The organism is Vibrio sp. bablab_jr001, assembly GCF_016464285.1.
Taxonomy (GTDB): domain Bacteria; phylum Pseudomonadota; class Gammaproteobacteria; order Enterobacterales; family Vibrionaceae; genus Vibrio; species Vibrio fluvialis.
The window spans coordinates 120,167-146,652 of record NZ_JACDWZ010000082.1 but is presented as its reverse complement, the minus strand read 5'-3'; the positions used below and the strand labels follow the sequence as shown (position 1 = coordinate 146,652).

Annotated in this window: 27 protein-coding genes; 18 read left to right on the top strand and 9 right to left on the bottom strand. The window is 53.6% G+C overall.

Features of this window, described 5'->3' with window-relative positions; genetic code table 11:
* Positions 1-165: 165 nt before the first annotated feature.
* The 3 genes from JIG40_RS13455 (at position 166) to JIG40_RS13445 (ending at position 2,515) form a co-directional block, all read left to right on the top strand.
* Complete coding sequence (locus tag JIG40_RS13455; RefSeq protein ID WP_020329719.1) at positions 166-762, top strand: TetR/AcrR family transcriptional regulator; 597 nt, start codon at positions 166-168, stop codon at positions 760-762.
* A gap of 84 nt (positions 763-846) precedes the next feature.
* Complete coding sequence (locus tag JIG40_RS13450) at positions 847-1,881, top strand: NADP-dependent oxidoreductase (RefSeq protein WP_199465485.1); 1,035 nt, start codon at positions 847-849, stop codon at positions 1,879-1,881.
* Positions 1,882-1,894: 13 nt separating this feature from the next.
* Positions 1,895-2,515, top strand: a complete 621-nt coding sequence (locus JIG40_RS13445) for a glutathione S-transferase (protein ID WP_199465484.1) — start codon at positions 1,895-1,897, stop codon at positions 2,513-2,515.
* Positions 2,516-2,575: 60 nt separating this feature from the next.
* Here the strand turns inward: JIG40_RS13445 and JIG40_RS13440 are convergent, their stop codons facing one another.
* The gene (locus tag JIG40_RS13440; protein WP_020329716.1) at positions 2,576-4,315 is read right to left on the bottom strand and encodes a SulP family inorganic anion transporter; all 1,740 of its coding nucleotides are present in this window, start codon (positions 4,313-4,315) and stop codon (positions 2,576-2,578) included.
* A 264-nt stretch (positions 4,316-4,579) separates the two neighbouring features.
* Between JIG40_RS13440 and JIG40_RS13435 the strand changes: the two genes are divergently transcribed.
* Positions 4,580-5,236: an HAD family phosphatase gene (locus JIG40_RS13435; protein ID WP_199465483.1), complete on the top strand. Its 657-nt coding sequence runs from the start codon at positions 4,580-4,582 to the stop codon at positions 5,234-5,236.
* Positions 5,237-5,256: 20 nt separating this feature from the next.
* Here the strand turns inward: JIG40_RS13435 and JIG40_RS13430 are convergent, their stop codons facing one another.
* Complete coding sequence (locus JIG40_RS13430; RefSeq protein WP_024374614.1) at positions 5,257-5,976, bottom strand: UTRA domain-containing protein; 720 nt, start codon at positions 5,974-5,976, stop codon at positions 5,257-5,259.
* A 211-nt stretch (positions 5,977-6,187) separates the two neighbouring features.
* Between JIG40_RS13430 and JIG40_RS13425 the strand changes: the two genes are divergently transcribed.
* The 7 genes from JIG40_RS13425 (at position 6,188) to JIG40_RS13395 (ending at position 13,052) form a co-directional block, all read left to right on the top strand.
* Positions 6,188-7,240 carry an ABC transporter substrate-binding protein gene (locus JIG40_RS13425; RefSeq protein WP_199465482.1) on the top strand — a complete coding sequence of 351 codons (1,053 nt, stop codon included), beginning with the start codon at positions 6,188-6,190 and terminating at the stop codon, positions 7,238-7,240.
* A 9-nt stretch (positions 7,241-7,249) separates the two neighbouring features.
* On the top strand, positions 7,250-8,059 hold the full coding sequence (locus tag JIG40_RS13420; RefSeq protein WP_024374436.1) for an alkaline phosphatase family protein: 810 nt from the start codon (positions 7,250-7,252) through the stop codon (positions 8,057-8,059).
* A complete protein-coding gene (locus JIG40_RS13415; RefSeq protein ID WP_199465481.1) occupies positions 8,056-8,955 on the top strand; it encodes an ABC transporter permease subunit in 900 nt (299 codons plus the stop codon). The genes JIG40_RS13420 and JIG40_RS13415 overlap by 4 nt, the downstream gene beginning before the upstream one ends.
* The gene (locus JIG40_RS13410; RefSeq protein ID WP_158152456.1) at positions 8,942-9,727 is read left to right on the top strand and encodes an ABC transporter permease; all 786 of its coding nucleotides are present in this window, start codon (positions 8,942-8,944) and stop codon (positions 9,725-9,727) included. Before JIG40_RS13415 ends, JIG40_RS13410 begins: the two co-directional genes overlap by 14 nt.
* Complete coding sequence (locus JIG40_RS13405; protein WP_020329709.1) at positions 9,724-10,743, top strand: ABC transporter ATP-binding protein; 1,020 nt, start codon at positions 9,724-9,726, stop codon at positions 10,741-10,743. Before JIG40_RS13410 ends, JIG40_RS13405 begins: the two co-directional genes overlap by 4 nt.
* A complete protein-coding gene (locus JIG40_RS13400) occupies positions 10,744-11,403 on the top strand; it encodes an HAD family hydrolase (RefSeq protein ID WP_199465480.1) in 660 nt (219 codons plus the stop codon).
* 125 nt (positions 11,404-11,528) lie between these two features.
* The gene (locus JIG40_RS13395) at positions 11,529-13,052 is read left to right on the top strand and encodes an EAL domain-containing protein (protein ID WP_199465479.1); all 1,524 of its coding nucleotides are present in this window, start codon (positions 11,529-11,531) and stop codon (positions 13,050-13,052) included.
* A gap of 42 nt (positions 13,053-13,094) precedes the next feature.
* On the opposite strand, the gene dkgB is transcribed toward JIG40_RS13395, so the two are convergent.
* From dkgB to JIG40_RS13380, 3 genes are all read right to left on the bottom strand, one after another.
* Positions 13,095-13,895: a 2,5-didehydrogluconate reductase DkgB gene (dkgB, locus tag JIG40_RS13390; protein ID WP_172571514.1), complete on the bottom strand. Its 801-nt coding sequence runs from the start codon at positions 13,893-13,895 to the stop codon at positions 13,095-13,097.
* Positions 13,896-13,933: 38 nt separating this feature from the next.
* Positions 13,934-15,034 (bottom strand): alkene reductase, encoded by a 1,101-nt coding sequence (locus JIG40_RS13385; protein ID WP_055452307.1) that lies wholly within the window; start codon positions 15,032-15,034, stop codon positions 13,934-13,936.
* Positions 15,035-15,181: 147 nt separating this feature from the next.
* Positions 15,182-16,063, bottom strand: a complete 882-nt coding sequence (locus tag JIG40_RS13380) for a LysR family transcriptional regulator (RefSeq protein WP_199465478.1) — start codon at positions 16,061-16,063, stop codon at positions 15,182-15,184.
* A 141-nt stretch (positions 16,064-16,204) separates the two neighbouring features.
* On the opposite strand from JIG40_RS13380, the gene JIG40_RS13375 reads away from it, so the two are divergent.
* Together JIG40_RS13375 and JIG40_RS13370 are read left to right on the top strand one after the other, a co-directional pair.
* The gene (locus JIG40_RS13375; protein ID WP_020329703.1) at positions 16,205-17,386 is read left to right on the top strand and encodes an MFS transporter; all 1,182 of its coding nucleotides are present in this window, start codon (positions 16,205-16,207) and stop codon (positions 17,384-17,386) included.
* Between the two features lie 96 nt (positions 17,387-17,482).
* Positions 17,483-18,028 (top strand): nucleotidyltransferase family protein, encoded by a 546-nt coding sequence (locus JIG40_RS13370; protein WP_199465477.1) that lies wholly within the window; start codon positions 17,483-17,485, stop codon positions 18,026-18,028.
* A 34-nt stretch (positions 18,029-18,062) separates the two neighbouring features.
* On the opposite strand, the gene JIG40_RS13365 is transcribed toward JIG40_RS13370, so the two are convergent.
* Positions 18,063-19,016: a DMT family transporter gene (locus JIG40_RS13365; protein ID WP_158143587.1), complete on the bottom strand. Its 954-nt coding sequence runs from the start codon at positions 19,014-19,016 to the stop codon at positions 18,063-18,065.
* Positions 19,017-19,121: 105 nt separating this feature from the next.
* Here JIG40_RS13365 and JIG40_RS13360 point away from each other — a divergent pair, with 105 nt between their 5' ends.
* Together JIG40_RS13360 and JIG40_RS13355 are read left to right on the top strand one after the other, a co-directional pair.
* The gene (locus tag JIG40_RS13360) at positions 19,122-19,913 is read left to right on the top strand and encodes a helix-turn-helix transcriptional regulator (RefSeq protein ID WP_047461441.1); all 792 of its coding nucleotides are present in this window, start codon (positions 19,122-19,124) and stop codon (positions 19,911-19,913) included.
* Positions 19,914-20,000: 87 nt separating this feature from the next.
* Positions 20,001-20,375 (top strand): rhodanese-like domain-containing protein, encoded by a 375-nt coding sequence (locus JIG40_RS13355; RefSeq protein WP_199465476.1) that lies wholly within the window; start codon positions 20,001-20,003, stop codon positions 20,373-20,375.
* Between the two features lie 76 nt (positions 20,376-20,451).
* Here JIG40_RS13355 and JIG40_RS13350 read toward each other — a convergent pair whose 3' ends face one another.
* Positions 20,452-21,588 carry an amidohydrolase gene (locus JIG40_RS13350; protein WP_199465475.1) on the bottom strand — a complete coding sequence of 379 codons (1,137 nt, stop codon included), beginning with the start codon at positions 21,586-21,588 and terminating at the stop codon, positions 20,452-20,454.
* A 174-nt stretch (positions 21,589-21,762) separates the two neighbouring features.
* On the opposite strand from JIG40_RS13350, the gene JIG40_RS13345 reads away from it, so the two are divergent.
* The 3 genes from JIG40_RS13345 (at position 21,763) to JIG40_RS13335 (ending at position 24,945) form a co-directional block, all read left to right on the top strand.
* The gene (locus JIG40_RS13345) at positions 21,763-22,605 is read left to right on the top strand and encodes a LuxR family transcriptional regulator (protein ID WP_199465493.1); all 843 of its coding nucleotides are present in this window, start codon (positions 21,763-21,765) and stop codon (positions 22,603-22,605) included.
* Positions 22,606-22,691: 86 nt separating this feature from the next.
* The gene (gene tyrS / locus JIG40_RS13340; protein ID WP_199465474.1) at positions 22,692-23,954 is read left to right on the top strand and encodes a tyrosine--tRNA ligase; all 1,263 of its coding nucleotides are present in this window, start codon (positions 22,692-22,694) and stop codon (positions 23,952-23,954) included.
* A 214-nt stretch (positions 23,955-24,168) separates the two neighbouring features.
* Positions 24,169-24,945 carry a methyltransferase domain-containing protein gene (locus JIG40_RS13335; protein WP_199465473.1) on the top strand — a complete coding sequence of 259 codons (777 nt, stop codon included), beginning with the start codon at positions 24,169-24,171 and terminating at the stop codon, positions 24,943-24,945.
* A 41-nt stretch (positions 24,946-24,986) separates the two neighbouring features.
* On the opposite strand, the gene JIG40_RS13330 is transcribed toward JIG40_RS13335, so the two are convergent.
* Together JIG40_RS13330 and JIG40_RS13325 are read right to left on the bottom strand one after the other, a co-directional pair.
* Complete coding sequence (locus tag JIG40_RS13330; protein WP_199465472.1) at positions 24,987-25,448, bottom strand: heme-degrading domain-containing protein; 462 nt, start codon at positions 25,446-25,448, stop codon at positions 24,987-24,989.
* Entirely contained in the window at positions 25,445-26,485 is a 1,041-nt protein-coding gene (locus tag JIG40_RS13325) for an oxidoreductase (RefSeq protein ID WP_199465471.1), read from the bottom strand. Before JIG40_RS13325 ends, JIG40_RS13330 begins: the two co-directional genes overlap by 4 nt.
* Between the last annotated feature and the right edge of the window lies 1 nt (position 26,486).

The following is a 26,486-nucleotide window of genomic DNA, read 5'->3' as shown; positions in this document are numbered from 1 at the left end:
GCCATTCAAACACCGAGTCCCGACAACCACTGTGGCTGCCGGGACATTCCAACCACAATACAAACCGATCTTTTTCCCCCGGGTTTCAGGGTGTTACACTCGCAACCATCATTTCGCTACAACAAAGACTAGACGACTGGTCTAATTATCACTATATTTCATCCCATGAACGCAAAAACTCAAGATACACGTCAACATATTCTGGAAGTCGGTTACCAATTGGTGGTGAACCGAGGATTTACCAGTGTCGGCTTATCGGAACTGCTGAAAAGCGCCGATGTGCCCAAAGGCTCGTTTTATCATTATTTCAAGTCCAAAGAGCAATTTGGCGAGGCACTGATTGAAGCCTACTTTGCCCATTATCTCGACAAACTCGATGCTCTGTTCAACGGCAGTGACGGCTCCCACTATCAAAAATTGATGCGTTACTGGCATTACTGGACGGAGCAAAACAGTTGCAGTTGTTCAGCCGGAAAATGTCTGGTGGTCAAACTCGCTGGTGAAGTCTCCGACTTGTCAGAACCTATGCGCCTGGCGCTGCTCAAAGGCACCAATAAAATCACTGCCCGGGTAGCCGATTGTATTGAGCAAGGGATCCAAAGTGGTGAACTGCACGTACAAAACAGCCAGCAAACATCAGAGTTGCTCTACAATCTGTGGATTGGGGCAAGCTTGCTGAACAAAATTCGCCAAGATGACATTAGCCTGCAACAAGCGTTACTGGCTACAGAGCAGCTGCTGAAAGGCAACAAGCTCAACTGATACACAACAATCAATGCCGCTATCTCGATAGCGGATTTTTTGCAACGAACACTAGACGACTGGTCTAATCAAGAAGGATATCACATGACTGATTCAATGAATCGACGCATTGTTCTGGCATCTCGCCCAACAGGTGCCCCCACTGAACAAAACTTCCGTCTGGAAACCGTTGAGAAACCGACACCGCAAGCAGGCGAAGTGCTGCTGCGTACTATTTACCTGTCGCTCGATCCCTATATGCGCGGTCGCATGAGCGCAGCCGAATCTTACGCAGCGCCTGTCGCCATTGATGACGTCATGGTCGGTGGCACCGTGTGTCAGGTTGAAGAATCACACAACCCGGAGTTCGCGGTCGGCGAATGGGTGCTGTCATATACGACTGGCTGGCAGAGCTACTCCGTTTCAAATGGCCAAGGTCTGCTGAAACTGGGGATGGACCCTAGCCATCCTTCCTACGCACTGGGCGTGCTGGGTATGCCTGGCTTTACCGCTTACATGGGTCTGTTGGATATTGGCGCGCCAAAAGCTGGGGAAACCATTGTGGTTGCTTCGGCAACGGGCCCGGTGGGAGCGACTGTGGGTCAAATTGGTAAAATCAAGCAGTGCCGGGTGGTGGGTATTGCTGGCGGTGAAGAAAAATGTCGTCACGCCGTCGAAGTACTGGGTTTTGATGCCTGTATCGATCACAAAGCGGACGATTTTGCCGAGCAACTCGCCAAAGCCTGTCCTAAAGGCATTGACGTTTACTACGAAAACGTCGGTGGCAAAGTGTTTGATGCGGTGATGCCGCTGCTTAACACCGGCGCACGTATTCCAGTGTGTGGCCTGATTTCTCAATACAACGCCACATCACTGCCAGACGGTCCGGATCGTTTGTCTCTGCTGGCAGGCCTCATCCTGACGAAACGCATTCGTATGCAAGGCTTTATTATTTTTGACGATTACGGTCACCGCTATGGCGAATTCGCCAAAGACATGAACCAATGGGTTGCCGAAGGCAAAGTGCAGTACCGCGAACAAATTGAGCAAGGGCTGGAGAATGCACCTTCGCAACTGATTGGTCTGCTGGAAGGGAAAAACTTCGGCAAACTGGTTATTGCAGTGAACAAGCCGCTGTAAACAGGAGAGCATGATGATCACATTGCACCATCTCAATCGCTCACGTTCCAAACGCATCATCTGGTTGCTGGAAGAACTGGAAGTCGAGTATCAAATCGTTCCTTACCAACGAGATTCGTTGACCTTTCTGGCGCCACCGGAGTTGAAAGCGGTGCACCCTCTGGGGAAATCACCGGTGATTGAAATCGACGGACGCGTGATTGCCGAATCAGGCGCCATCACCGAATACTTGATTGAACGCTTTGCGCCACAGCGTCTCGCTCCAGCGCGTGACAGCGCCGACTACATCGACTATCTGCAATGGTTACATTTTGCTGAAAGCTCGGGTATCCTGCCGCTGCTGCTAAAATTGTTCTTGGCCAAAGACGGGGCCAAAACGCAGTTTTTGGAAGGTTATGCCAACAATGAAGCCGCCAAAGTACTGGGTTATGTCAACGCACAGCTCGAAGGCAAAAACTACTTGGTCGCCGACAAACTCAGTGGCGCAGACATCATGATGTCGTTCATCGCCGAGGGCGTGCAAACCAGTGGCATGCTGGATCATTTCCCGAACATCAAGGCGTATCTGTCAGGTCTGTCCACACTAACTGCTTATCAGAAAGCGAACCGAATCGAAGCCGAACTCAGCGCCTGAAGCGCAAGACTTTGCAGATAAAACAAAGCCTGCCAATTGGCAGGCTTTCTATTTCTCGTATTAGGCCACTTCGGGCACGGGTTTCGGTGGTGCATCGACCTCTGGCTCTTTCTGCACCGGAGGCACCTGCCCCTCTTCCACCGCTTGTTGGTAACAACCGCTGAGTTTGATCGCCAGATACATATCGGCACGCAATACCAAACCACCATCGCCGACAGGCACGCCACTCAGCTCACACCACTGACGCATGCTACGTTTACGCCCGGCAAGGATCAGGCGGACACCGCGTTTCTTCAGAATATTCTGCACATCCCCCAACATCGCCATCACACTCAAATCAAGGTGAGTAAAGCTCGCTACCGCATCGATGATCACACAGTTCACTTCCGAATCACTGGTTTCGACCTGCTCCAACAGACGACGTTTGAAATACGGCGCGTTGAAGTAAGTCAGCGGCGAGTTAAAACGATACAACATCAGCCCAGGAATGGGTGACGCTTTACCTGAACCGTCAATCGTGCGAATGGTGCCGTCCTCATCCAAGCCCAGACGCTGATCGCTCGGTCTCATCACCACACGCAGAAACTGGAACAAACCCAGCAACACGGCCAGTGTGATACCAGGAATCACTCCGACGATCAGCACGGCAATAAACGTCACCCCCGCCAGATAAAACGCATCTTTATCGCGCTTTTTCAGGCCCCACAGTCCTTTCAGATCCAACAATGACGTCGAGGCGATGATCAGCACTACCCCCAAAGCTGCAGTAGGAATGTACTGCAATGGGCGGTAGAGGAAAATCGCCACCACGCCAATCACGACTGCGGCAATCACCGACACCAGTTGCGATTTACCACCATTCGCATCGTTTACCGCAGTGCGCGAGTCGGCGCCACTGATCGCAAAACCCTGAGAAAAGGCGGAGGCTAAGTTGGCAAAACCCAGTGCGCGGAACTCTTTGTCAGCGTCGATATCGTAGCCATTTTTGGCCGCAAAGCTGCGCGCGGTGAGCATCATGCTGACAAAGCTCACCATCGCCAGGTTGAGAGCAGGCACCACCAATTCACGGCTGATACCGATGTCAAACATTGGCGTCTGGAATGCTGGCAATCCGCCTTGGATCAAGCCGACAACACTGACCCCCTGACCATCCAACTGGGTAGCCCACACCAACACGCCAGCCGCAATGATCGCCAGCATCGCCGCTGGCCAAGAGGGGCGAAAACGCTTGGCAACAAAATACACCACGACCGTCAGCAAACTGACCACCACGGTTTGCCAATGCACGTCAAACAGACGCTGCGGCGCTTCTGCCAGTCGTTCCAGCAGATAACGCTGCTCATATTTCACGCCAAATACTTTACTCAACTGGCCAACGATGATGGTCAGCGCGACACCATTGAGCAGCCCCATCAGAATCGGACGAGAGAGAAAATCAGCCAGAATGCCAAGACGAAACTTACTGGCGAGAATGCACCACATGCCCATCATCGCGGTCATGGTCATAACTAATTGCCAGTGTTTGGTCGGGTCGCCTCCCGCCAGCGGAGTCACCACCGCCGCAACCACGGCACAAGTGGCTGCATCAGGGCCGACGATCAATTGGCGTGAAGTCCCGAACAGTGCATATATCAACATCGGAGCCACACACGAATACAGCCCGACGATCGCTGATACCCCGGTCAACTGCGCATACGCGATCGCCACGGGCAGCGCCACCGCAACCACGGAAAATGCCGCTCGCATGTCGTCAACCAGCCAAGCGCGTTCATAGTGTTTAAACTGATACAATCCCGGCATCCATTGCCGGATCCAAGCCGATTTCAACGTAACCTCACCTCTGACTCAAGTTTTTGCCTGTGCACAACGACTCATTTAAGCATAACTCAAGATCCGCAAACTCTCGCTGCTAATTTGCTGATTTTACAAAGGATTGATTTTTGCTCAGTGAATCGCCGAAATCACGGAACCTCTGCCGTCCCATTCGGGCAGAAAACATTGGTCGCCACCGCGCCGTTTATGTGACAATGATCAGCATATTCGCCACCCAATACCGTTGAACCGATGAATTTCCAAGCTGCTATTTTCGATATGGATGGACTGCTGCTCGATACCGAGCGCGTCTGTTTAGAGATTTTTGAACAAGCCTGTCACGCCGTTGGCGTTCCGTTTTTGCGTGACCTGTATTTATCGGTGATTGGCCGTAATGCCGCAGGCATTGAAGCCTCTTTGCGCGCAGGCTACGGGCCTGATCTCGATTATCCGGTGCTGCACAATGAATGGCGCACGCGCTACAACGCGGTGGTAAAACATCAGCCAATCCCGGTCAAACAGGGTGTGATTGAGTTGCTGCAATGGCTGAAAACGCATCAGATCCCTACGGCGGTTGCAACATCAAGCCAGCGCGACGTCGCCAGCGTCAAATTGCGTCTGGCTGGCATTGATCATTACTTCGATTCATTCGCCACAGGCTGTGAAGTCAGTCAGGGCAAACCGCATCCGGAAATTTTTCTGCTGGCGGCCAATCGCCTGAACGTCGAACCAGAGCACTGCCTGGCGTTTGAAGATTCCAATAATGGCGTCAAATCAGCGATGGCGGCCAAGATGATCACCTATCAGATTCCGGATTTGGTCACGCCAAGTGACGATGTGGTGGCTCTGGGTCACAGCATCCGCCCATCACTCAGCCACGTATTGGATGAACTTAAAGCGAACCGTTAACCCCGATTGATTGGCGGCGCTCAGTCGCCACAACTGTCGATAGTGATCACCACGGAATCGGGTCGCCAGTATTCAAATTCACAGTCCATGATCGCCCCGTCCTGTTTGTAGTTCACCCGGCAGATTTTCAGCACCGGTTGCCCCGTGGCGAGATTGAGCGCCTTCGCCACATGCGATGGCGCGGCGGTCGGAATCACTTCAAAGCGCGAACGCTGGGTGCGGTAACCATATTTTTCCGCGTACAGACCCGTCAGTGAACCTTGCAGATTTTCATGCAGAATATTGGGAAACAGGTTCGCAATCAGGCAGTTTTCGACAAACAACACCGCGCGCCCGTCGATATAGCGCAGGCGTTCAATAATATGAATCGGCGTAATGCGTTCGATCTGCATCGCTTTGGCGTAATCACGCGAGGCCATTACGCTTCGTACATTCAGCACTTTGGTTTCCGCAATGCGATCCTGCTCGCGCACCATCTGATGGAAATGCGAACGCGACAGCGGGTTGTAACGCACCCGTTCCGGCGACACAAACCAGCCGCGGCGCTCTTCGCGATAAATCAGTCCTTCTGTTTCGAGCGATACCAACGCGTCCTTGATGGTAATGCGCGTGGTTTCGAACAGCTCACTCAATTCACGCTCGGATGGCAGCTTCTGCCTGTCGTTCATGATGCCGCCGCAAATCTGCTCACGCAGGGTGGATTTTATTTTTCCCAGTTGGGTCGTCGCCTGTAGCTTCATCCTGATCTAGTCCAATAAGGTCTCTCTTTTTTCAGACTAATCAACGCACATAACAAATTTATTACAGCTAACCCTCTGTTAATTAAAGACAACTGAAACATAACTGCCATAAAACTAACGAAAAAGCGTCATATTTCTTGAGCCAAAACGTCACATTCGCTGCCTAGGATAAAAAACAAACTTACTGACCTAGTCCAGAAGGATGGAGACAATGAAAACGTTACTGACCAGTGCAACACTGATTGCGACCACGCTCGCGATGCCCGCTTTAGCCAAAGACGGCGACATTCAATCGCTGATCGATGCCGCCAAAAAAGAAGGCGCTGTTTACAGCGTCGGTATGCCGGGAAGTTGGGCAAACTGGAAAGACACCTGGAACGACCTGAACACCCATTACGGCCTGAACCATCAGGACACCGACATGAGTTCAGCGCAGGAAATTGCCAAGTTCGAAGCGGAAAAGAAAAACGCGACCGCCGATATCGGTGATGTCGGCTTTGCGTTTGCCCGCGTTGCGGTGAAAAAGGGCGTCACTCAGCCTTATAAACCGACCACGTGGGGCGACATTCCAAACTGGGCCAAAGATAAAGATGGTCACTGGGCACTTGCTTACACCGGCACGATTGCGTTTATCACCAACAACAATCTGGTCAAGCAAGCCCCAACGTCTTGGGCTGATCTGCTCAACGGCCAATACAAAGTGACCGTGGGTGATGTCGGTGTCGCGGCTCAGGCCAATAACGCGGTACTCGCGGCCGCATTTGCCAACGGCGGTGATGAAAGCAACCTGAAACCTGCGCTGGATTTCTTCTCGAAACTGGCGAAAAAAGGCCGCCTGTCGTTCACCGACCCAAGCCTGGCCAATCTGGAAAAAGGCGAAGTGGAAGTCGCAATTATGTGGGACTTTAACGCGCTGAACTACCGCGACCAGATTGATCGCAGCCGCTTTACGGTCACCATTCCGCAAGACGGTTCGGTGATTTCGGGCTACACCACCATCATCAATAAATACGCGAAGAACCCGAATGCGGCCAAGCTGGCGCGTGAGTACATCTTCAGCGACCAAGGCCAAATCAACCTGGCACAAGGTTACGCACGTCCGATTCGCAGCAACATTGAGCTGCCGGAATCGATCAAAGCGAAACTGCTGTCGAACGATCAGTACCAGAATGTCCACCCGGTCACTGACTTCAATGCCTGGGAAAAATCCGCCCGCAAACTGCCGCGTCAGTGGCAAGAAAACGTCCTAATCCACCAGCAGTAAGAGGTGACCATGAACAATAAGGTGATCCTTGTTGTTCTTGATGGACTCAATTATCAGGTAGCCCGTGATTGCATGGGCTATCTCAACGGTTTAATTGAGCAGCAAAGAGCAACACTTTACTCCCTGCAATGTGAATTGCCTTCGATGTCACGCCCACTCTACGAGTGCCTGTTGACAGGGATTCGCCCGGTCGACAGCGGCATCGTCAACAACCAGATTGTGCGCCTGTCGCATTTCGACTCGATTTTCAGCCTCGCCAAATCGCAGGGTAAGACCACCGCCGCGGCTGCGTATCACTGGGTCAGTGAACTGTATAACCGCGCGCCTTTTGATGCCGTGCGTGACCGCTTTACCCATGATGAATCACTCAACATTCAGCACGGCTGCTTTTACCACTGGGACCATTATCCGGATGAAGCGCTGTTTCTTGATGCTGAGCATCTGCGCCTGCGTCATCAGCCGGACTTTCTGCTGATTCATCCGATGAACATCGATGATGCCGGACACAAATTTGGCCTCGATTCACGTCAGTATCGCAACAGCGCCCGCCATGCCGACGTCATTCTCGCCAACTATCTGCAAGGCTGGATTGATGATGGCTATCAGGTGATGGTGACCAGCGATCACGGCATGAATAACGACCTGTCACACGGCGGAATTCTCGCTGAAGAGCGTCAGGTGCCGCTGTTTGTCATCGGCGAACACTTTTCCCATCACGTCGACGCCACCCTCGCGCAAACTGAGATTTGCGGCACGGTGTGTGAATTGCTGCGCCTTGAACACGACAAGCCCGTTGCCCAGCAGGTATTAGCATTATGAGCAGTTCCACCCTTTCTTCGCGCGCCACCAGTCAAGGCGCCACCGCGGCATCGCAGCCGCGCAACGCTTGGCAGCGTTTTAAGCCGCTGGCGTGGCTCTCGCCATTTGCGCTGTTTTTCTATCTGTTTCAACTGGCACCGATGGTCTGGGTTGGCGTCAACAGCTTTAAGGTCGACGATGAATGGTCGCTGGACAATTACCGCGAAATCCTCGATTCCAGCTTTATTCAGCAAGGCTTTGGCAACAGTTTGTGGCTCTCGGTCTGGTCGAGTCTGGTCGGGCTGGCGATTGCGGCGCTGCTGGTCAGTTCGCTACGCCGCGTCAGTGGCCGCCTGCGCGATGCAGTGATTGCCTTTACCAACATGAGCAGTAACTTCGCGGGCGTGCCGCTGGCGTTTGCCTTCATCATCATTCTCGGCACCAACGGCGCACTGACGTTGCTGCTCAAACAGTACGGCCTGATTGACGATTTCAACCTGTACGGCAAATCCGGGCTGATGGCGATTTACATCTATTTTCAGATCCCGCTGGCGGTGTTACTCCTCTACCCGGCCTTTGATGCGTTGAGCGACGACTGGCAAGCCGCCGCCGCGCTGCTGGGCGCCAAAACCTGGCAATATTGGGCCAAAATCGCGCTACCCGTGCTGTCTCCGGCGCTGCTGGGCACCTTTATTATTCTCATCGCCAACGCCATGGGCGCTTACGCCAGTGTGTACGCACTCACTTCCGGTAACTACAACGTGATCACTGTGCGCATTGCCAGCCTGGTGTCAGGCGATCTGTTTTTGGAACCAAATCTTGCTGCGGCGATTTCAGTCGTGCTGATGGCGCTGCTGGCGTTCATCACGCTGATCAACCAATGGCTGATTGCAAGGAGTTACCATGCAAAACGCTAATCATAGCCTCTATCACAAAACCGTGGTGTACGGCATCGTCGGCATTATGTTGGTGCCGATTATCGCCACGCTGGTGTATTCGCTCTCCTCTCGCTGGGGCGCAACCATCCTGCCAGACGGCTTCACCTTCGACTGGTATTTCAAACTGCTCAGCGATACGCGTTTTATCGAAGCTTTCGGACGCTCACTGCTGGTGTGCGTGGCCGCGTTAGCGCTCAGCACGCTGCTGATCCTGCCCGCGATTTTTGTGGTGTTTTACTACTTTCCGAAGCTGGACCGCGTGATGAACCTGCTGATCTTGTTGCCGTTCGCCGTCCCGCCCGTGGTCTCCTCAGTTGGCCTGTTGCAGCTCTACGCCGACAGCGCCGTGCCGATTGTCGGCACACCGTGGATTCTGATTGGCACCTACTTCACCATCGCGCTGCCGTTTATGTACCGCGCGCTGGCCAACAGTTTTTCGGCGATTAACCTGCGCGATTTGATGGATGCGGCGCACCTGCTCGGCGCGAGCACGACCCAAGCCTTTCTGCAAATCGTGTTACCCAATGTGCGCAAAGGTCTGATGGCGTCGCTGTTTCTGTCGTTTTCATTCCTGTTGGGCGAATTTGTGTTCGCCAATATTCTGGTCGGCACACGCTATGAAACGCTGCAAATTTATCTCTACAACATGCGCCAGACCAGCGGCCATTTCACGTCCGCGTTAGTGATGACTTACTTCCTTTTTATCTTTTTCTGTACTTGGCTAGCAAGCCGATTGGGAGCAAAACAATGAGTTACGTTTCTGTTCAGCAACTCACCAAACGCTTTGGCGACAATACCGTATTTGAGTCGATTCAGTTCGACATTCAGCAAGGCGAATTCATTACCCTACTCGGCCCGAGCGGCTGTGGGAAATCGACCCTGCTGCGCAGCCTGGCCGGCCTCAATCCGGTCGATAGCGGTTCGATCATCGTCGGCGGCGAAGAGATCACCCACGCCGCACCACAAAAGCGCGGCATTGGCATGGTGTTCCAATCCTATGCGCTGTTTCCGAACATGACCGTGGCGGGCAACATCGGCTTTGGCCTCAAAATGCAAGGGCTCGATAAAGCCACCATGGCCCGTGAAGTTGCCCAAGTGATTGAGCTGGTCGCATTGCAAGGCAAAGAAGAGTGCTATCCGCACCAGTTGTCCGGCGGCCAGCGTCAGCGCGTAGCCCTGGCGCGCGCGCTGGTGGTGAAACCGCGGATTTTATTGCTCGATGAACCCTTGTCGGCGCTGGATGCCAAGATCCGTAAACACCTGCGCCAGCAGATTCGTGACATTCAAAAAGAGCTCAACCTGACCACGATTTTCGTCACCCACGATCAAGAAGAAGCGATGACGATGTCAGATCGTATCTTTTTGATGCATCAGGGAAAAATTGTTCAGCAAGGCTCGCCGGAGTCGATTTATACTCAACCCGCGAACGAGTTTGTCGCCGGCTTTATGGGTCACTACAATCTGGTCGATGCCGCGCAGGCGAAAACGCTGTTTAATCTGGACACACCGTGGAAAGTCGCGATTCGTCCCGAGTCGATTTATGTCGCCGAGCACGGCCGTCACTATGGCGCGCACATCTCAGCTCCGCAGCGCGCGGTGATCAAAAGCCATCAGTTGCTGGGGAACGTGATTCGTTATCACGTGGCGGTGGATGAGTGCGAACTGACGGTCGATACCCTGAACCGTTCCTCCGAACGTCTGTTGCCAAGCGGCAGTGCGCTGGAGCTACGTTTTAATCTTAATGAAATTCAACCTGTGAGTGCCTAAATGTCTCAGCCTCTGTACGTCTTTGATATGGACGACACCTTAATTGACGGCGATTGCGCCATGATCTGGAACGAATTTCTGGTCGACAAAGGTATTGCCACCGACCCGGATTTTCTCACGCAGGATCGTTACCTGATGTCGCTGTATGCCCGCGGCGAAATGGACATGGAAGACTACCTCGATTACGTCATGCAGCCGCTGTTTGCGCTGTCAGTCGAACAAGTGCACGCGCTGATCGAAGAGTGCGTCGACAGCCGAATACTGCCGCGCCTGTTTCCTCAGGCTAACACCCTGATCGAGCAGCTAGGAAATGATGGCATCACCATGCTGATCATTTCCGCTTCCGTCAGTTTTCTGGTCGAAGCCGTGGCACGCAAAATTGGCATCGAGCATGCGTTGGGGATTGATATGGCGGTACGCGATGGCCGCTACACCAGTGAGATTGTCGGCGTACCGAGTTATCGTGAAGGCAAAGTCACGCGCCTTGAAACCTGGCTGCTGACTCACCCCGAGCACGTGGGTGAACTGCATTTCTTCACCGATTCGATTAACGATCTGCCACTGTGCCAACATGCGGACTATGCCTATTTAGTCAATCCATGTGAGAAACTGGCACGTCATTCCCGCCCGCCACACTGGCAAGTACTGAACTGGGGATAACACTTTTCCCTTGATGTCACACCATCAAGGGAAAACTCTTTGCTTAATCCGCTTTGAGTCTCACATATGCATATTCTTGCGTGATAGATTACTCTCTACTAAATACTCATTAAATGGGTAAAGGGATGTTACGTACGCCGAAGAAAATTGTTGTCCTGCTGGTTTTACTACCCGTTGCCCTCTTTTCTCTGTCGATTCCAATTTTGGAACGGCAGTATTCCCTTTATCTGCTTAACCATAAAATGGATGAAGTCAGCCAGTTCCTTGATACCCGAAGCACAGCGCTGAACGACATGATGCTGCAACAAGCCGAACAGTTACGTTTTGATTGCAGTGATGACGATATGAGCCTGATGCGCAACCCGAACTATTACAACAAGTTCGTGCGCATCATCGGCATCATCGGGGCTGATGGAAAAACCTGTTCAACCGTTGGCATGTCTCTGGTTGAAAATGAATTGGAAGGCGTTCGCATACCCGCTACTGGCTTCTACATGTCGACCACTCCGGAGTATGAGCATAGCGAGAGCGAGCTGCTGGTCAGTTATCGACACAATGGCAATACCGTCTATTGGGTACTTTATGGTGGCTGGGGTCAGGACATTCTCAAAACGCCATGCCTCGACTGCTTCTTCATGACTTTTAAGTTTCTCGACTCTTCCTTGGAACACATGAAAATCAAACGCGGTGATCCTGATATCGCCAAACAGGCATCGCGGATTTCCATCGCTATTCAGAGCAGCGATACTCAGATCATCAGCCAGATAACGCTCTCTGCCGGCGATAAACTGCATCACTACGCGCTGAGGCAACTAATTATTTGGGGCATCCCGCTCAGCCTGATACTCGGCATCATGATTGGCTTTGGTTATTTTATGCTGCGTAACTATCGCAACTCAATTGAAGGACTGATTGAGGTCGCCATCCGTGATAATGAGTTTGTTCCTTTTTATCAGCCGATTGTCGATAGTCGGGATGGCCGTATTGTCGGGTTTGAGGTGCTGTTGCGTTGGCAACGAGGTAACGAATGGGTTGCGCCCAGCCAATTCATTCAGGTAGCAGAAACCACGGGGTTGATTATCCCAATCACTGAACAACTGCTGAAAAAAGTGTTGGGAGATATGACCAGGCTGAACATGGAGCAATGGGTGAGTATCAATCTGGTCGCCGAACACGTTGAAACAGAGATTCTGTTTAACCTGCTGGAAAGGCTGAACTGGCCTCGACCTCGACAAATCCAGTTTGAAATTACTGAACGTGTACCGATCAAAAACCTGCATTTTGCCGACGCCATGATTCAGCGCCTGACTCAGCACGGCTATCAGTTCAAAATTGATGATTTTGGGACCGGATATGGCGGCTTTTCCTATTTGCAAAAACTGCAGATAGACAGCATCAAAATCGACAAGATGTTCATCGATACCATCGAAACCACCGACGTTAAACGTAATATTCTCGATTCCATCATCGCCTCTGCGCGTGAAACGGACATTGAAGTGATTGCCGAAGGCGTGGAAACACAAAAACAAGTAGAGTATCTGACTCAGCGCGGTGTCTATTTGATTCAGGGGTTTGTTTACTTTAAACCGATGCCGCTGGCACAAGTGCTGCAACATCTGAAAAGTCCAATCGGTTCCGAATCTGCATAAAAAAGCCCGGCATCAGCCGGGCTGTCTACTCATGATGAATAGTTAATCCCACTCAGGTGCAAAGTCCGGATTGGCCAATCGATGGTTGCGATCCAGCGTCGCGATGCGCGCCATGTCATCGTCACTCAGCGTCACGTTCACGTACGCCAGATTGCTCTCGATATTGGCACGTTTGGTGGACGATGGAATGGTGACAAACTCGTTGGCCGCCATCCATGCCAACACCACTTGCGCGGGTGTGGCTTGATGAGCGGCAGCAATCTCTTGAATCACAACATCTTTCAGCACATCACCGTAAGCAAACGGCATGTAGCCGGTCACGATGATGTTGTGCGCGCGGCAAAACTCCACCACTGCGCGGTTTTGCAGGTAAGGGTGCACTTCCACCTGGTTGGTGTAAATCACGCCTTCGCCAAGAATCTCAATCGCCTGTTGCATCTGCGCCACCGTAAAGTTCGACACACCAATCTGTTTCGCCAAACCAAGATCCTGCGCTTCTTTGAGACATTGCAGATACTCGTCCATCGCTACCGCGTTGTCTTTAAGTGGCCAGTGAATCAACAACAAATCCACGTAGTCGGTTTGCAAATCGCTCAGGCTTTGTTTCAGGCTTGGCAAGAATGCCGCTTTGCTCAGTTTGTCCATCCAGATTTTGGTGGTCAAGAACAGCTTATCGCGTGCCACACCCGAAGCGGCGATCGCCTCACCCACTTCTTTTTCGTTGCCGTAGATCTGCGCGGTATCGATGTGGCGGTAACCCGCCTCAAGCGCCATAGTCACAGAATGAAACGCGTCTTCCCCTTTCAGGCGGAAGGTCCCCGCGCCAAGCTGAGGTATTTTCATGGTTAACTTTCCTTTCTCTTCATTTTTATTGGTATGCGTTACGCGGCGCTGTAGGTTGGGTAGTCGGTCAACCCTTTCTCTGCGCCGCCAAACAGGGTGTCTGGGTCGTGTTTCGCCCACGGCTGCCCCAACTGAATGCGTGAAGGTAAATCTGGGTTGGCGACAAACGGACGACCAAAGCCAATCAAATCAGCCAAGCCCGATTGCACTGCTTGTTCCGCGCGTTCTGCGGTGTATTTGCCGGCATAAATGAGCGCACCAGAGAACACATCGCGCAGTGCACGTTTGAAGTCTTGTGGCATCAGCGGCGCATCTTCCCAGTCGGCTTCAGCAATGTGCAGATAGGCAATGTCGTGTTGGTTGAGCAGTTTGGCTGCCGCCACGTACGTTTCTTCCGGGTGGTCATCCACCGTGCCATTAAGCGTGGTCAGGGGCGCCAGTCGAACGCCGACGCGATCCGCGCCAATCGCGTCACACAGCGCAGTCACCACTTCGTCTAAAAAGCGCAGGCGGTTGGTTAAGCTGCCGCCGTATTCATCGGTGCGATGGTTCGATTGTGAGTCAATGAATTGGTTGATCAGGTAGCCGTTCGCCGCGTGCAGTTCAATGCCGTCAAAGCCCGCCAGCAACGCATTTTTGGCCGCCTGACCAAACTGAGCCACCACGTGTTGGATGTCATCGTGTGTCATCTCACGCGGCTTAACCACATCGACAAATCCCGGTGCATCGGTGCCATTATCGATAAACACTTTGACGTTTTCCGCTTTGATGGCCGACGCTGAAATCGGCTGCTCGCCACCGATGTTATCCGGGTGCGTCACGCGGCCAACATGCCACAATTGCGCGAACATCAGGCCGCCTTCGGCGTGCACGGCGTCGGTCACCTTGCGCCAACCGGCGATTTGTTCGTCACTGTAGATGCCCGGCGTCCAGGCATAGCCTTTCCCCATCGGTGAAATCTGCGTGCCTTCACCAATGATCAAGCCCGCGCTGGCTCGCTGGGCGTAATAGGTTGCCATCAAATCATTGGCAACATCGCCCGGCTGCGAAGCACGCGAACGCGTCATCGGCGGCATGACAATACGATTGGCCAAACGAAAGCGGCCCACTTGCAGTGGTTGAAATAGAGCGTCGGTCATAGGGTTCCCCTTGATGTTTCGGGCCAGAGCCTCTGGTTCACAAAGAACGCAGAGTCACTCAGCGATGGAACCATGCTAACCGCCGCGCCGCAGCAAATTAAGTGGCAAAAAGACAAAACATTTTTGTGCTTTTTGCAAAAGTGAGGTTCAGAGAGTGAACTTAGGCTGGATGAAATCGATAAAGGCCGAAATACGGCGCGCCACATTGGATGACTTGTAGTACACCGCGTTGATCAGTTCCCGGTCGGAATGCAGCTTGCGGTGCGAATCCAGCAGGGCGACCAAACGGCCAGCCGCGATGTCCTCTTTGACCATAAAGCCCGACAGACAAGCAACACCGTTGCCCGCGATGACTAACTGACGCACCGTTTCACCACTGCTGCAAGCGATGGTCGGCTCAATGAACTCAACCCCATGCAGCGGCCAGATATTTAACGTGCGCGGCGACGTAAAACCGACAATATCGTGGTGATGCAGCTCTGGCGGCGAGGCTGGAAATCCGCGCCGGGCGAGATAATCCGGTGACGCCACCACATACAGCGCGCTCTTACCCAACGGCCGGGCATGCAGGGTTGAATCACTGAGCTTTCCGATACGAATCGCCACATCGGTACGCTTTTCCAGCAAATCGACAAAGCCTTCATTGGAGGTCAGTTCCAGCTCAATATCCGGATACGCTGCATGAAACTCACGCACCAACGGCACCAGTTGATGCAGCATAAATGGGCTCGCTGCATCGACGCGCAATTTGCCTTTGGGTAACTCGCCGCGCGAAACAATGTCTTCTTCCGCCTGGCGCAGATGTTGCAGCCCGGAGCGTACCGATTCCACAAAGCGTTTACCCTCTTCGGTTAGTTCCAGCCGCCGCGTAGTGCGGTTTAAAATTGTGATGCCCAGTTGCTGCTCAAGCCGACTAACGGCGCGCGACACTTTCGCCACCTGCACATCCATCACCTCAGCCGCCTGTGAAAAGCTGCCGCTATCGACCACGGTGATGAGAATTTCCAAATCGTCCGAACGAGTCAGCATACGCACTCCATTTATTGCAAAAATTACAAAATTGTTTTGCTAATACTAGCGTTTTTCACAAATAAAAGCTCAACAATAATGCTCGGCATAGTACAGCCCACTTCCCGTTGTCACGGTGAAGTAAAACAAGGAAATCAATCTATGCCTATCGCTCTATTTGCTCTTACACTCAGTGCGTTTGCCATCGGCACCACTGAATTTGTCATCGTCGGTTTGATCCCGACCATGGCCAATGATCTTAACGTCTCCCTGCCCTCTGCTGGCTTGCTGGTCAGCCTGTATGCGTTGGGCGTCGCCATCGGCGCGCCCGTGCTGACGGCCTTAACCGGTAGCTGGAATCGCAAACGCGTACTGCTGTCGGTGATGGCGCTGTTTGTCTTGGGGAACTTGCTGGCCTGGCAGTCTCCGGGTTATTCCACCTTGATTCTGGCCCGTATTCTGACTGGCCTTGCGCACGGGGTGTTCTTCTCCATCGGTTCCACTATCGCCACCGGACTGGTCGCCAAAGACAAAGCCGCCAGCGCGATCGCGATTATGTTTACCGGCCTGACCGTAGCACTGGTCACAGGAGTGCCGCTGGGGACTTATATCGGCCAAACTTTTGGTTGGCAGACCACCTTTTTGATCGTCGCCGTTTTGGGTCTGCTGGCCCTGATTGGCAGTGCGTTTTTGGTACCGGGCAATCTGCCACAGCCCCCACAAACCTCATTGTCTGAGCAGGTTAAAGTACTGGCACAGCCTCGTCTGCTGTTAGTGTTTGCTATCACCGCGCTGGGTTACGGCGGCACATTTACCGCATTTACCTTTATTGCACCGATTCTGGAAAACGTGTCTGGCTTTGCTTCAACCACCATCAGTATTTTGATGCTGGTGTACGGCGTCTCTGTGGCGGTCGGTAACATTTGGGGCGGGAAACTGGCCGACAAACATGGGCCAACCCGCGCGCTGACCATCATTTTCACCGGCCTGAGCCTGATTCTGCTGCTGTTCACTTTTGCTGCGCCGCACCCTGTCGCCGCCGTGCTGATGGTCCTGATTTGGGGCGCCTTCGCATTCGGTAACGTCCCGGGCTTGCAGGTGTATGTGGTCAAACTGGCGGAACACTACACACCGAAAGCGGTTGATGTGGCATCGGGTCTGAACATCGCCGCGTTTAACGTCGGCATTGCGCTCGGTTCATGGGGTGGCAGTATCGTAGTGAAACAATCAGGACTGATGACCACGCCGTGGGTCGGCGCGCTGATCGTTGCCGGTGCGCTGCTGCTTACCCGCTTGAGCCATCGTCTGGATCAGCGCCAGCCCAAGTTTGCCCGCTCACTGTAATTCATCTGCCCAAGCCCTCATTTGAGGGCTTTTTTTCATTGGCTTCCTGCCACGTCGTTTTACAATGTCACCCTGTGTTTTCACTGGTGTGACCCGATGAATTATCTCCTTCTGACCGACAATCTGCTGCGCCACGACGACTTGCGCATGCGCTGCCTGCGTGCGATGCAATCGCTGAATATGCCCGATTGCTATCTCGGCGCCGGATTTCTGCGCAACGCCATCTGGGATTCGCTGCATGACAAACGTGAGATGACGCCGCTCAACGATGTGGATGTGGTTTATTTTGACCGTGATGATTGCTCACTGGACACCGAGCAGCAGTGGCAACATCGGCTCAGTCATCTGGTGCCAGAGATTCACTGGGAAGTACGTAATCAGGCAAGAATGCACCTAAAACATGGTCACGCACCGTACGCCAGTTGCGGCGATGGGATTGCCCGTTGGGTGGAAGTGCAGACGTGTGTCGGTGTGCGTCTGGAGGCCGATGACCACCTGCACTTTTTTGCGCCCTTTGGTCTGGAAGAAAACTGGTCGTTACGGGTGAGCATGAATCCCGATTTCCCGCAGCCTGAGGTCTTTCGGCGGCGAATTGCGAACAAGCACTGGCTGACGCTGTGGCCTGAATTGCGTGTGAAGTAAAACGGCTCATCACAAGGAAGAGCCGTTCAATCAGTTAGTCGGGTTTGACGGTGGGGTTGAGGCTGACCCGACGACGCGTCAGCAACTGCTTGATCCAGCCATGGCCGCTGACCAGCACAATGCCTGCAATCACCATGGCGGAGCCATACAGGAAGCCTGCTTCAATCGTTTCACCCAGAATCAGGCCGCCTAATACCACGCCGTAGAGCGGGGTCATAAACGACAGCACGCCAAGGCGTGAGGCAATGTAAGTATTGAGCATCCAGAACCAGACCAGAAAGCCGCCAAACGAGATGATCAAAGTTTGAAACGCAACACTGGCGAGCGCCAATGGCGTTGGATTGATGGTCAGTTGATCCATCCAAATGGCCGCACCAATCAGAATCACAAACGCCACCACCAGTTGATAGAGCAGCGTCTGCTCAGAAGAGACGTAGGCCAGTTTCGAGCTGCGAATCAGCACCGTGGTTAATCCCCATGAAACACCCGCCATCAGTGCCAGAAAATCGCCCCACAACATATCAGGTTGAGCCGATACCGAAGCTCCTGAATGCCATAAAAACGCTACCGCGATACCAGCAAACGCGAGCAGAATTCCTGCCCACTGCACGGGTGACAGGCGTTCAGAATCAATCAGAAAATGCAGGATCAGAGCGCTGAACACCGGCGAGGTATAGAGGAAAATCACCGCATGCGACGCCGAGGTATATCGCAACGCTTCACCGAGAAACAGATATTCCAGCGCGAACAAGGTGCCTACGGCAAGCCCGGCTTTCCAGTTTCCATCAGAAAACACCAGCTTTTTACCGCGCAGCAGCACATACAGCATTACCAAGACAGCCGCCATACCAGAGCGCATACCAATTTGTAAAATGGGCGCGATGTCATTGCCTGTGGCCTTTAGTGCGATTTGCTGCAGGCCCATGGTGAAACAAAACACCACCATGATACCGAGCGCCATGCCATCAATGGGTTTCCGCGACGTCATTGTTACTATCCATATTGTTATGTGTTTTTAACATTATGCGTTGTCGTGATTCAGACATATAGCTAGAATCTGACAACGCATAGCGTTGATGTGACAGAGTGAGCAATGAGTTTTCCAACTAAACATATGCATATCCCGCCATTCAGCACCGAGCTGCCGGCGCCTTTGGTGTTTCGCACCGCTTGTATGCCCGCCGATGCGGCGTATCCACGCCATAGCCACCCTTGGGGTGAATTCGTTTACTCGTTCAGCGGTGTGATGGAAGTGAAAGTCGGCAGCCGCCAGTATCTGACGCCATCACAATATGGCTTGTGGCTGCCACCGAATGTTGAACATCAGGGACTAAACCGCTACGAAACCTGCCACAGTTCGCTGTATGTGGATGAAAGCTTGTGCCATCACATGCCGCAGCACACCTGCGCGCTGGAAATCAGTCCGCTGGTGATCGCGCTACTGGAACATCTGCGCCAAACCCCCATCACGCCGCCTTACCGTGAAGAGGAGTTTCGTCTGCTGCAAGTGTTGGTGGAACAGCTGACCCACGCCACACCGATTGGCAGCTATCTGCCCACTTCCACCGACCCGCTGCTTGGCAAAGTGCTGACGTGGCTGGAACAGGATCCCGCCAGCAACGCCTCATTGCAAACACTGGCCAAGCAAGCCCACACCACGGAACGTACTCTGATGCGCCGAGCCCAGCGCGATTTAGGCATTTCGGTGTCGGAATGGCGTCAGCGCCTGCGCGTGGTTAAGGCCATGCCAATGCTCGAAGCGGGCGATAAAGTGGAAAACATCGCCCATGATCTCGGCTACGCCAGCGCGTCTGCCTTCATTGCCATGTTCCGCCGCTTGATGGGCGTCACTCCGGATGAATACCGTCGCAATCTCGGTGCCTGAAGAGAGTAAATTGGAATCGGCATCATGGAGAAACAGCGCGCTATCGCCCATAATCAGCCCATTGGAAACGTCACAAGGATGAATATTATGCCAACCTTCAACTGGAAAACCGCTTGCCTGGCTCTGCTGCTGGCACTGTCCGCAGGTCAGTTACTGGCTTCTGAACGCTCAGAGCTGGCGTGGCAATTGATCGATAGCGGTGCTTTGGTGGTAGATGTGCGCACGCCGGATGAGTTTGCCGAGGGCCATTTGGATAACGCCCACAATATTCCGCTCAGTGATGTCGCAACTGGTTTTTCGTCGATTGATAAACACCAGCCGATCGTGGTCTATTGTCGCAGCGGAAACCGCTCTGCTATGGCGATGCAGGCGCTGCTAGAACAAGGCTTTACCAACGTGCACAACGGCGGCGGCCTGAATGAAATGCAGGAAACCCGCTTGGAGCTGACGCCGCTCAACTAAGCTCAAATGGCCATATCAGACCGAAAAAAAAGCACGCCACGGCGTGCTTATTTAATTCCTCGGTGTCAGTCACTACTTAAGATTGAAAGCCGTTAATCTGCTCAATCAAGCTGGAAAAAATGCGCTGACCAATCGGCGTCAGCTCATCGGGGAAATCGTAGTCGGGGTTGTGCAGTTGCGGGCTTTGCCGGCCAGAGCCGAGCACGAACATCGCGCCCTCTTTTGCGACCGCGGTAAACTGACCAAAATCTTCCGACCAACGCATCGGCTCCTCAAGCAGGGTGCACGGCGTCTGGGTGTTTTGACACGCTTGTACCACCAAATCACAGCCCTGTGACGAGTTCACGCTGGCCTGAAACACATCCTGCCATTCCAGCGACCACGTCAGCCCGCTCGCTTGTGCGCTCTGCTGCGCTAACTGCGTAGCGGCGGCCACCAGCGTCTCCATCGCCTGATTGGTTTCACTGCGCAGCGTCGCCATCACCACCGCTTCACCCGGTGCGGTGCCAAACGCAATCTCGCCTAATTTGGCGTGAATCACCGTCACCCAACAGCGCTCCGTGAGCGATGCCGGCAACGCGTTCAATTGCTCGATAATCTGACACATCGCCAGCGCCGGACTCACACCGTTTTCCGGATGCGCCGCGTGAGATGTTTTACCTTTGAGACGAATGATCATGCCGCGTGACGCGCAATTAAACGGTCCGGCTTTGACCGCAACATGGCCCAGCGCCAGCCCCGGATAGTTGTGCAGCGCAAAGGCGAAATCAGGCATGAACGCAGAAAATTTGGCATCGTTCACCATGTTGATCGCCCCTTCCCCCGTCTCTTCCGCCGGTTGGAATGCCAACACCACCCGTCCTTTTTGCGGGCGTTGCTGGCTAAGCTGCTGGCCAAGAGCAGTGACGATCGCCATATGGCCGTCGTGGCCGCATTTATGTGACACGCCCTGATGCACCGAACGGTGCGCAAACTGGTTGGTTTCTTCAATCGGCAGCGCATCCAACTCACAACGAATCAGGGTGGTTGGCCCCGGCTCTTTGCCTTGAAATACAAACGCCACGCCGCGGCCGCCCAATCCCGTCACCACCTCATCGGGCGAGAAAGCGCCAAATTGCGCGAGAATGCGCTCAGCGGTCTGATGTTCCTGATTGGAAAGTTCCGGATATTGATGCAGTGTGTGACGAAACTGCGTCCAACAAATCTCAGCCATAAAGCGGCGCCTCCTTGAGTTCACGAGCCAGCGAACGTCCAGCTTGCCGCAACACCGGCAATAAAATATTGATTCGCTTCACACTTTGCGTGGTCGCTGAGCCCAGACATCGCGCTCGATCTGTGGCGTGCAAACAGGCATACTGCCGTGATGTCTTCTCAATCGGTAGTGTGTGTGCACGTCTCTCTTTCCGAATATCACGCCTTAGGTGATGCGATTATCGCGCTCAATACGCCCGCCTTTACATCACGCTATGTGGCGCTGCTGCGCGAAATTGTCGATTTTGACTGCGCGGTGATGCTCGGCTATCGCCACAACAAACACCCGATTTATCTCTACGATTCGATTCCGGATAACCGCGAACTGCTGTTTCAACGCTACCTGACGGAGTCGTATCAGCACGATCCGTTCTATCGTTTAGTGGCCGATACGCAGCAAGAAGGCGTGTTTCATCTCAGCGAGATGAGCGGTGCGCCGCACAGTTATCAGCAAAGCCATTACCAGCAGCAGTTTTATCCGCAAACCGGCTGGCAGGATGAAATGAGCCTGGCAGTGCAACTCGACAGTGAGCGCTGGATCTTGCTCTACCTTGGCCACCTTGCTGCCGGGCGCCGTTTTTCCGCGCAGGACCGACAAGCGCTCAAAAACCGATTCCACACGCTGGCGCCGCTCTGCCGCCAACATTGGAGCGCCAATGCGCTGCTGCTGGCTCACAGCGATGACAACGCGCTGGAGAGCGAGACCAACCACACGCCCGACATGCGCCGCTGGGTGGAACGCGCACTAGCCAGCTTTGGCACCCAACTGCTGAGCCCACGCGAGCAGCAAATTACCGCGCTACTGGTACAAGGGTTGGATTCGCAAGAGATCGCCACGCAGTTGGGTATCACACACGGCACGGTCAAAAATCATCGCAAGCGCATCTACGCGCAGCTCCATGTCGCCTCGCTCAGTGAACTGTTTCAGCTGTTTTTAAATCACCTGATTGGCTCGCCCAACCATTCACCACGCGCTTGAAAAAATCACCGCGATTATCCCTTTAGGGACATCGCCGGCACAAAGCCCTTTCCGTTACTCTGCCTGCAAGACATCTTGGAGGCTGTATGAATTCCCAAACCCTATTTCATGATTTAACCGCGCGCGGCCTGATCGCGCAAAGCACATCGCTTGATGAACTCACCGCCCTATTCTCTGAACCGCAAACCCTGTACTGCGGCTTTGATCCAACCGCAGGCAGCCTGCACATTGGCCACTTGGTGCCGCTGTTGATGCTCAAACGTTTTCAGGATGCGGGGCACCAAGCCATTGCGCTGATTGGCGGCGCAACGGGCATGATTGGCGATCCAAGCTTTAAAGCCACCGAACGCACACTCAACTCAGCGCAAACCGTGCAGCAATGGGTGGACGATTTACGCCAGCAGATCACGCGCACCATGACGCCGCATCTCACCCAGCCACTGCGGTGTGTCAATAACGCCGACTGGACGGGCCAAGTGAATGTGATCGACTTCTTCCGCGACATCGGCAAACACTTTTCAGTCAATGCGATGATCAACCGCGAATCGGTGAAACAGCGTCTGGCTCGCCCGGACCAAGGCATTTCGTTCACCGAATTCAGCTACTCGCTGCTGCAATCGTTCGACTTTGCCCATTTGAACCGCGAACATCAGTGTCGCCTGCAAATTGGCGGTAACGATCAATGGGGCAACATCGTCAGCGGCATCGACCTCACCCGTCGCCTGAATAACGAAACCGTGCATGGTTTAACGCTACCACTGATCACCAAATCCGACGGCACCAAATTTGGTAAAACCGAAAGGGGCGCCGTTTGGCTGGACGCGAGTAAAACCTCGCCCTACGCGTTCTACCAGTTCTGGTTGAACACCGACGATGCCGATGTATACCGTTTTCTGCGTTACTACACCTTCCTGTCGGTGGACGAGATTGCACGCATTGAAGCCGAAGATGCCGCGCGAAGCGGCAAACCGCAAGCGCAGCAAATTCTGGCCGAGAACATCACTGCATTTGTGCATGGGGAAGCGGGCTTAGCGAGCGCGCAGCGCATCAGTGACGCCCTGTTCAGTGGCGCAGTTGCACAGCTCAGCCGGGATGAACTGGCGCAACTGGAGTTGGACGGGCTGCCGTGCACCACCGTCAGCACCGCTGATGATGTGGTTGAACTGCTGATCGCTTCGCAACTCGCCAGCTCCAAGCGTCAGGCGCGCGAATGGTTGGCCAATGGCGCCATTCGCGTCAACGGGGAAAAATTGGCCGACGCCGATTTAAGCCAGAGCTTTGCGCTGTTCGATCGCTACTACCTGCTGCAACGCGGTAAGAAACAGTTTGCGTTGATCAAACTGAGCTAGGTTTACAGTGTAAACACGCACTTTTCATCCTCAGCCCGCAGCGTGCCTCACATTGCGGGCTACGACACTGATCTCCTGGCCACAACATGCATGAATTCTGTTCAACGCTTTGTTTTCAAAGCCATGCATGAAAAATCGTCAAGTGCGTAACATTGACCGCTACGCACTTCGGTGACAGATTAATCACACACTCACTCTGCTTATCAGGAGATGTATGTCTGTCAGCCTCAACCAATACGCGAAAATCTATTCGACGTTTGAAAACGAACGCACCCGTCCGGTGTTTGATCTGCTTGCTCCGCTCGCCACCCGCACTACCGGCAATGCGATCGATCTCGGCTGTGGCCCCGGTAATTCCACCGAAGTGCTGCAACGCTTTTTCCCGCAAGCAACCATTGCCGCGCTCGATAGCTCGGAAGACATGATTGAAAAGGCGCAGCAGCGACTGCCCCATGTCCGGTTTGACGTCGATAGTATTCAAGACTGGATGCCAAATGAACATTACGATTTGATTCTCGCTAACGCCTCATTGCAATGGGTGCCGAACCACCAGCAACTGTATCCGCATTTAATGCAGCAGCTCAGCCCAACAGGCGCATTAGCGGTGCAAACGCCCGATAATCTGGGCGAGCCAGCGCATGAGCTGCTGAAAGAGCTCGCCACCAGCACACAGTGGCGCAGTCAGCTCTCTGCGGTGGAACGTCTGCCAAGAGCGAATGCAGAGTGGTACTTCGAACTGCTCTCGGCGCACAGCTCGCAAGTGACGATTTGGCGAACCTGCTATTTTCATCACCTGAAAGGTGGCATTGATGATGTAGTGGATTGGTTCCGGGGCAGCGCACTGCGCCCCTATCTGCTGCAACTGGGCGAGCGCGACCAAGTGCAATTTCTTACCCAGTACAAGCAGATGTTACAAGACGCGTATCGCGTGCTGGATGATGGTTCTGTTCTGTTGCCATTTCCGCGACTGTTTATCAATGCATTGCGATAACCGCCAATAAAAAAGCCCCTTACGGGGCTTTTTTATTGGGTTTACTCTGGTAGCAGGCTTTGCAGCGCGTTACTGACCATCTGGTGATCTTCAAGCTGGGCCAGACCGGAAACCGTCACCGCCCCCACCAATCCAGATCCGGCAATACGAATCGGAAACGAGCCGCCATGAGCGCAATATTCCGCAGCATCAATGTGCGGCTGCGTCTCAAATTCGCGCTGTTTCTGCGCGTTGTACAGCGACAGATAGTAAGAACTGCGGCCATAACGCAGCACCGAATTGCGTTTGCGGCGCATCCAATCGAGATGATCCGCGCACGTGCCCGGCATGGCGTATTGGAACAGCGTCTGGCCAAAACCATACACTTCAATCGCCACCGCGACTTGCTGGCTTTCTGCCATCTGTTTGAGCGCGCAGCCCAGTTGCCACGCCACATCGTGGTTAAAATGGCTCAGTTGCAACGCCTCTTCTTGCTGCGCAATCTCGGCCAGTGTGAGGCTCATAGTTTCACCTGCAACGTTTGACCCGTTTTACTGCTCTCCAGCGCCATTTCAATCAGCGCGATGTTTTGCAGTGCCTGCTCTGGCGGCACAGGGTTGGCCGTGCCGAGACGAATCGCATCCGCCACGCCTTTGAAATAGAGCTGGTAACCGCCCAATTCGGTCGCAATGGTTTCTGATCCCGTTTCGCTGTGTAGCTGACCATACTGCGACGCTTCTTCCTGCGACCATTGCGGGCTGTCTGGTTGCTTGCCTTCTTTGAGGTAGGTTTCCTGTGGATCGAGGCCGTATTTCTCATACTTCGCCAGGCTGCCCAGCACTTTGTAGCGCAGGTTCGGCTCTGGGCTGTAGAGGTTTGAATGCAGGTGCACTAAATGATTTGGGTAGTGCAAGATCAAGTTGTAGTAATCGATGGTGGTCGCGCCCGGGCGCATCATGCGGCACTGCGCATTGATCGCTTGTGGCAGGCCAAACAGCGCCAGCGTTTGGTCCAGCAGGTGCGGTGCCAAATCAAACAAAATACCGCCACCATCTTGCGCCAGTTCACGCCAGCGCTGACGAATTTCCGGACGGTAGCGGTCGAAGTGGGATTCAAACAGTTTGATGTCGCCCAAACGCCCTTCCGCCATCAGCTTTTGCAGAGTGAGGAAATCGCCATCCCAACGACGGTTATGGAAAACGCTCAGCGTTAGGCCTTTTTCCGCCGCCAACGCAATCAGTTCTTCGCCGTCTTCAATGCGGGTCACGAACGGCTTTTCAACGATCACGTGCTTGCCATTTTGCAGCGCGCGTTTGGCCAGCGGGTAATGCACATCGTTCGGCGCCGTGATGATCACCAGCTCCGCATCGCTGTTGTCCAGAAGATCATTCGCATCGCCAAACCATTGCGCGTTCGGCCAATCGGCCGCGACTGCGGCTTGTTGGCTGGAACTGATCGCACTCAGCGTTAGCTCAGGCAGCGCGTTGATGAAAGGCAAGTGAAAGGTTTTCGCCGAATAGCCGTAGCCAATCACGGCGGTTTTTACCGGAGCGTAAGTCATA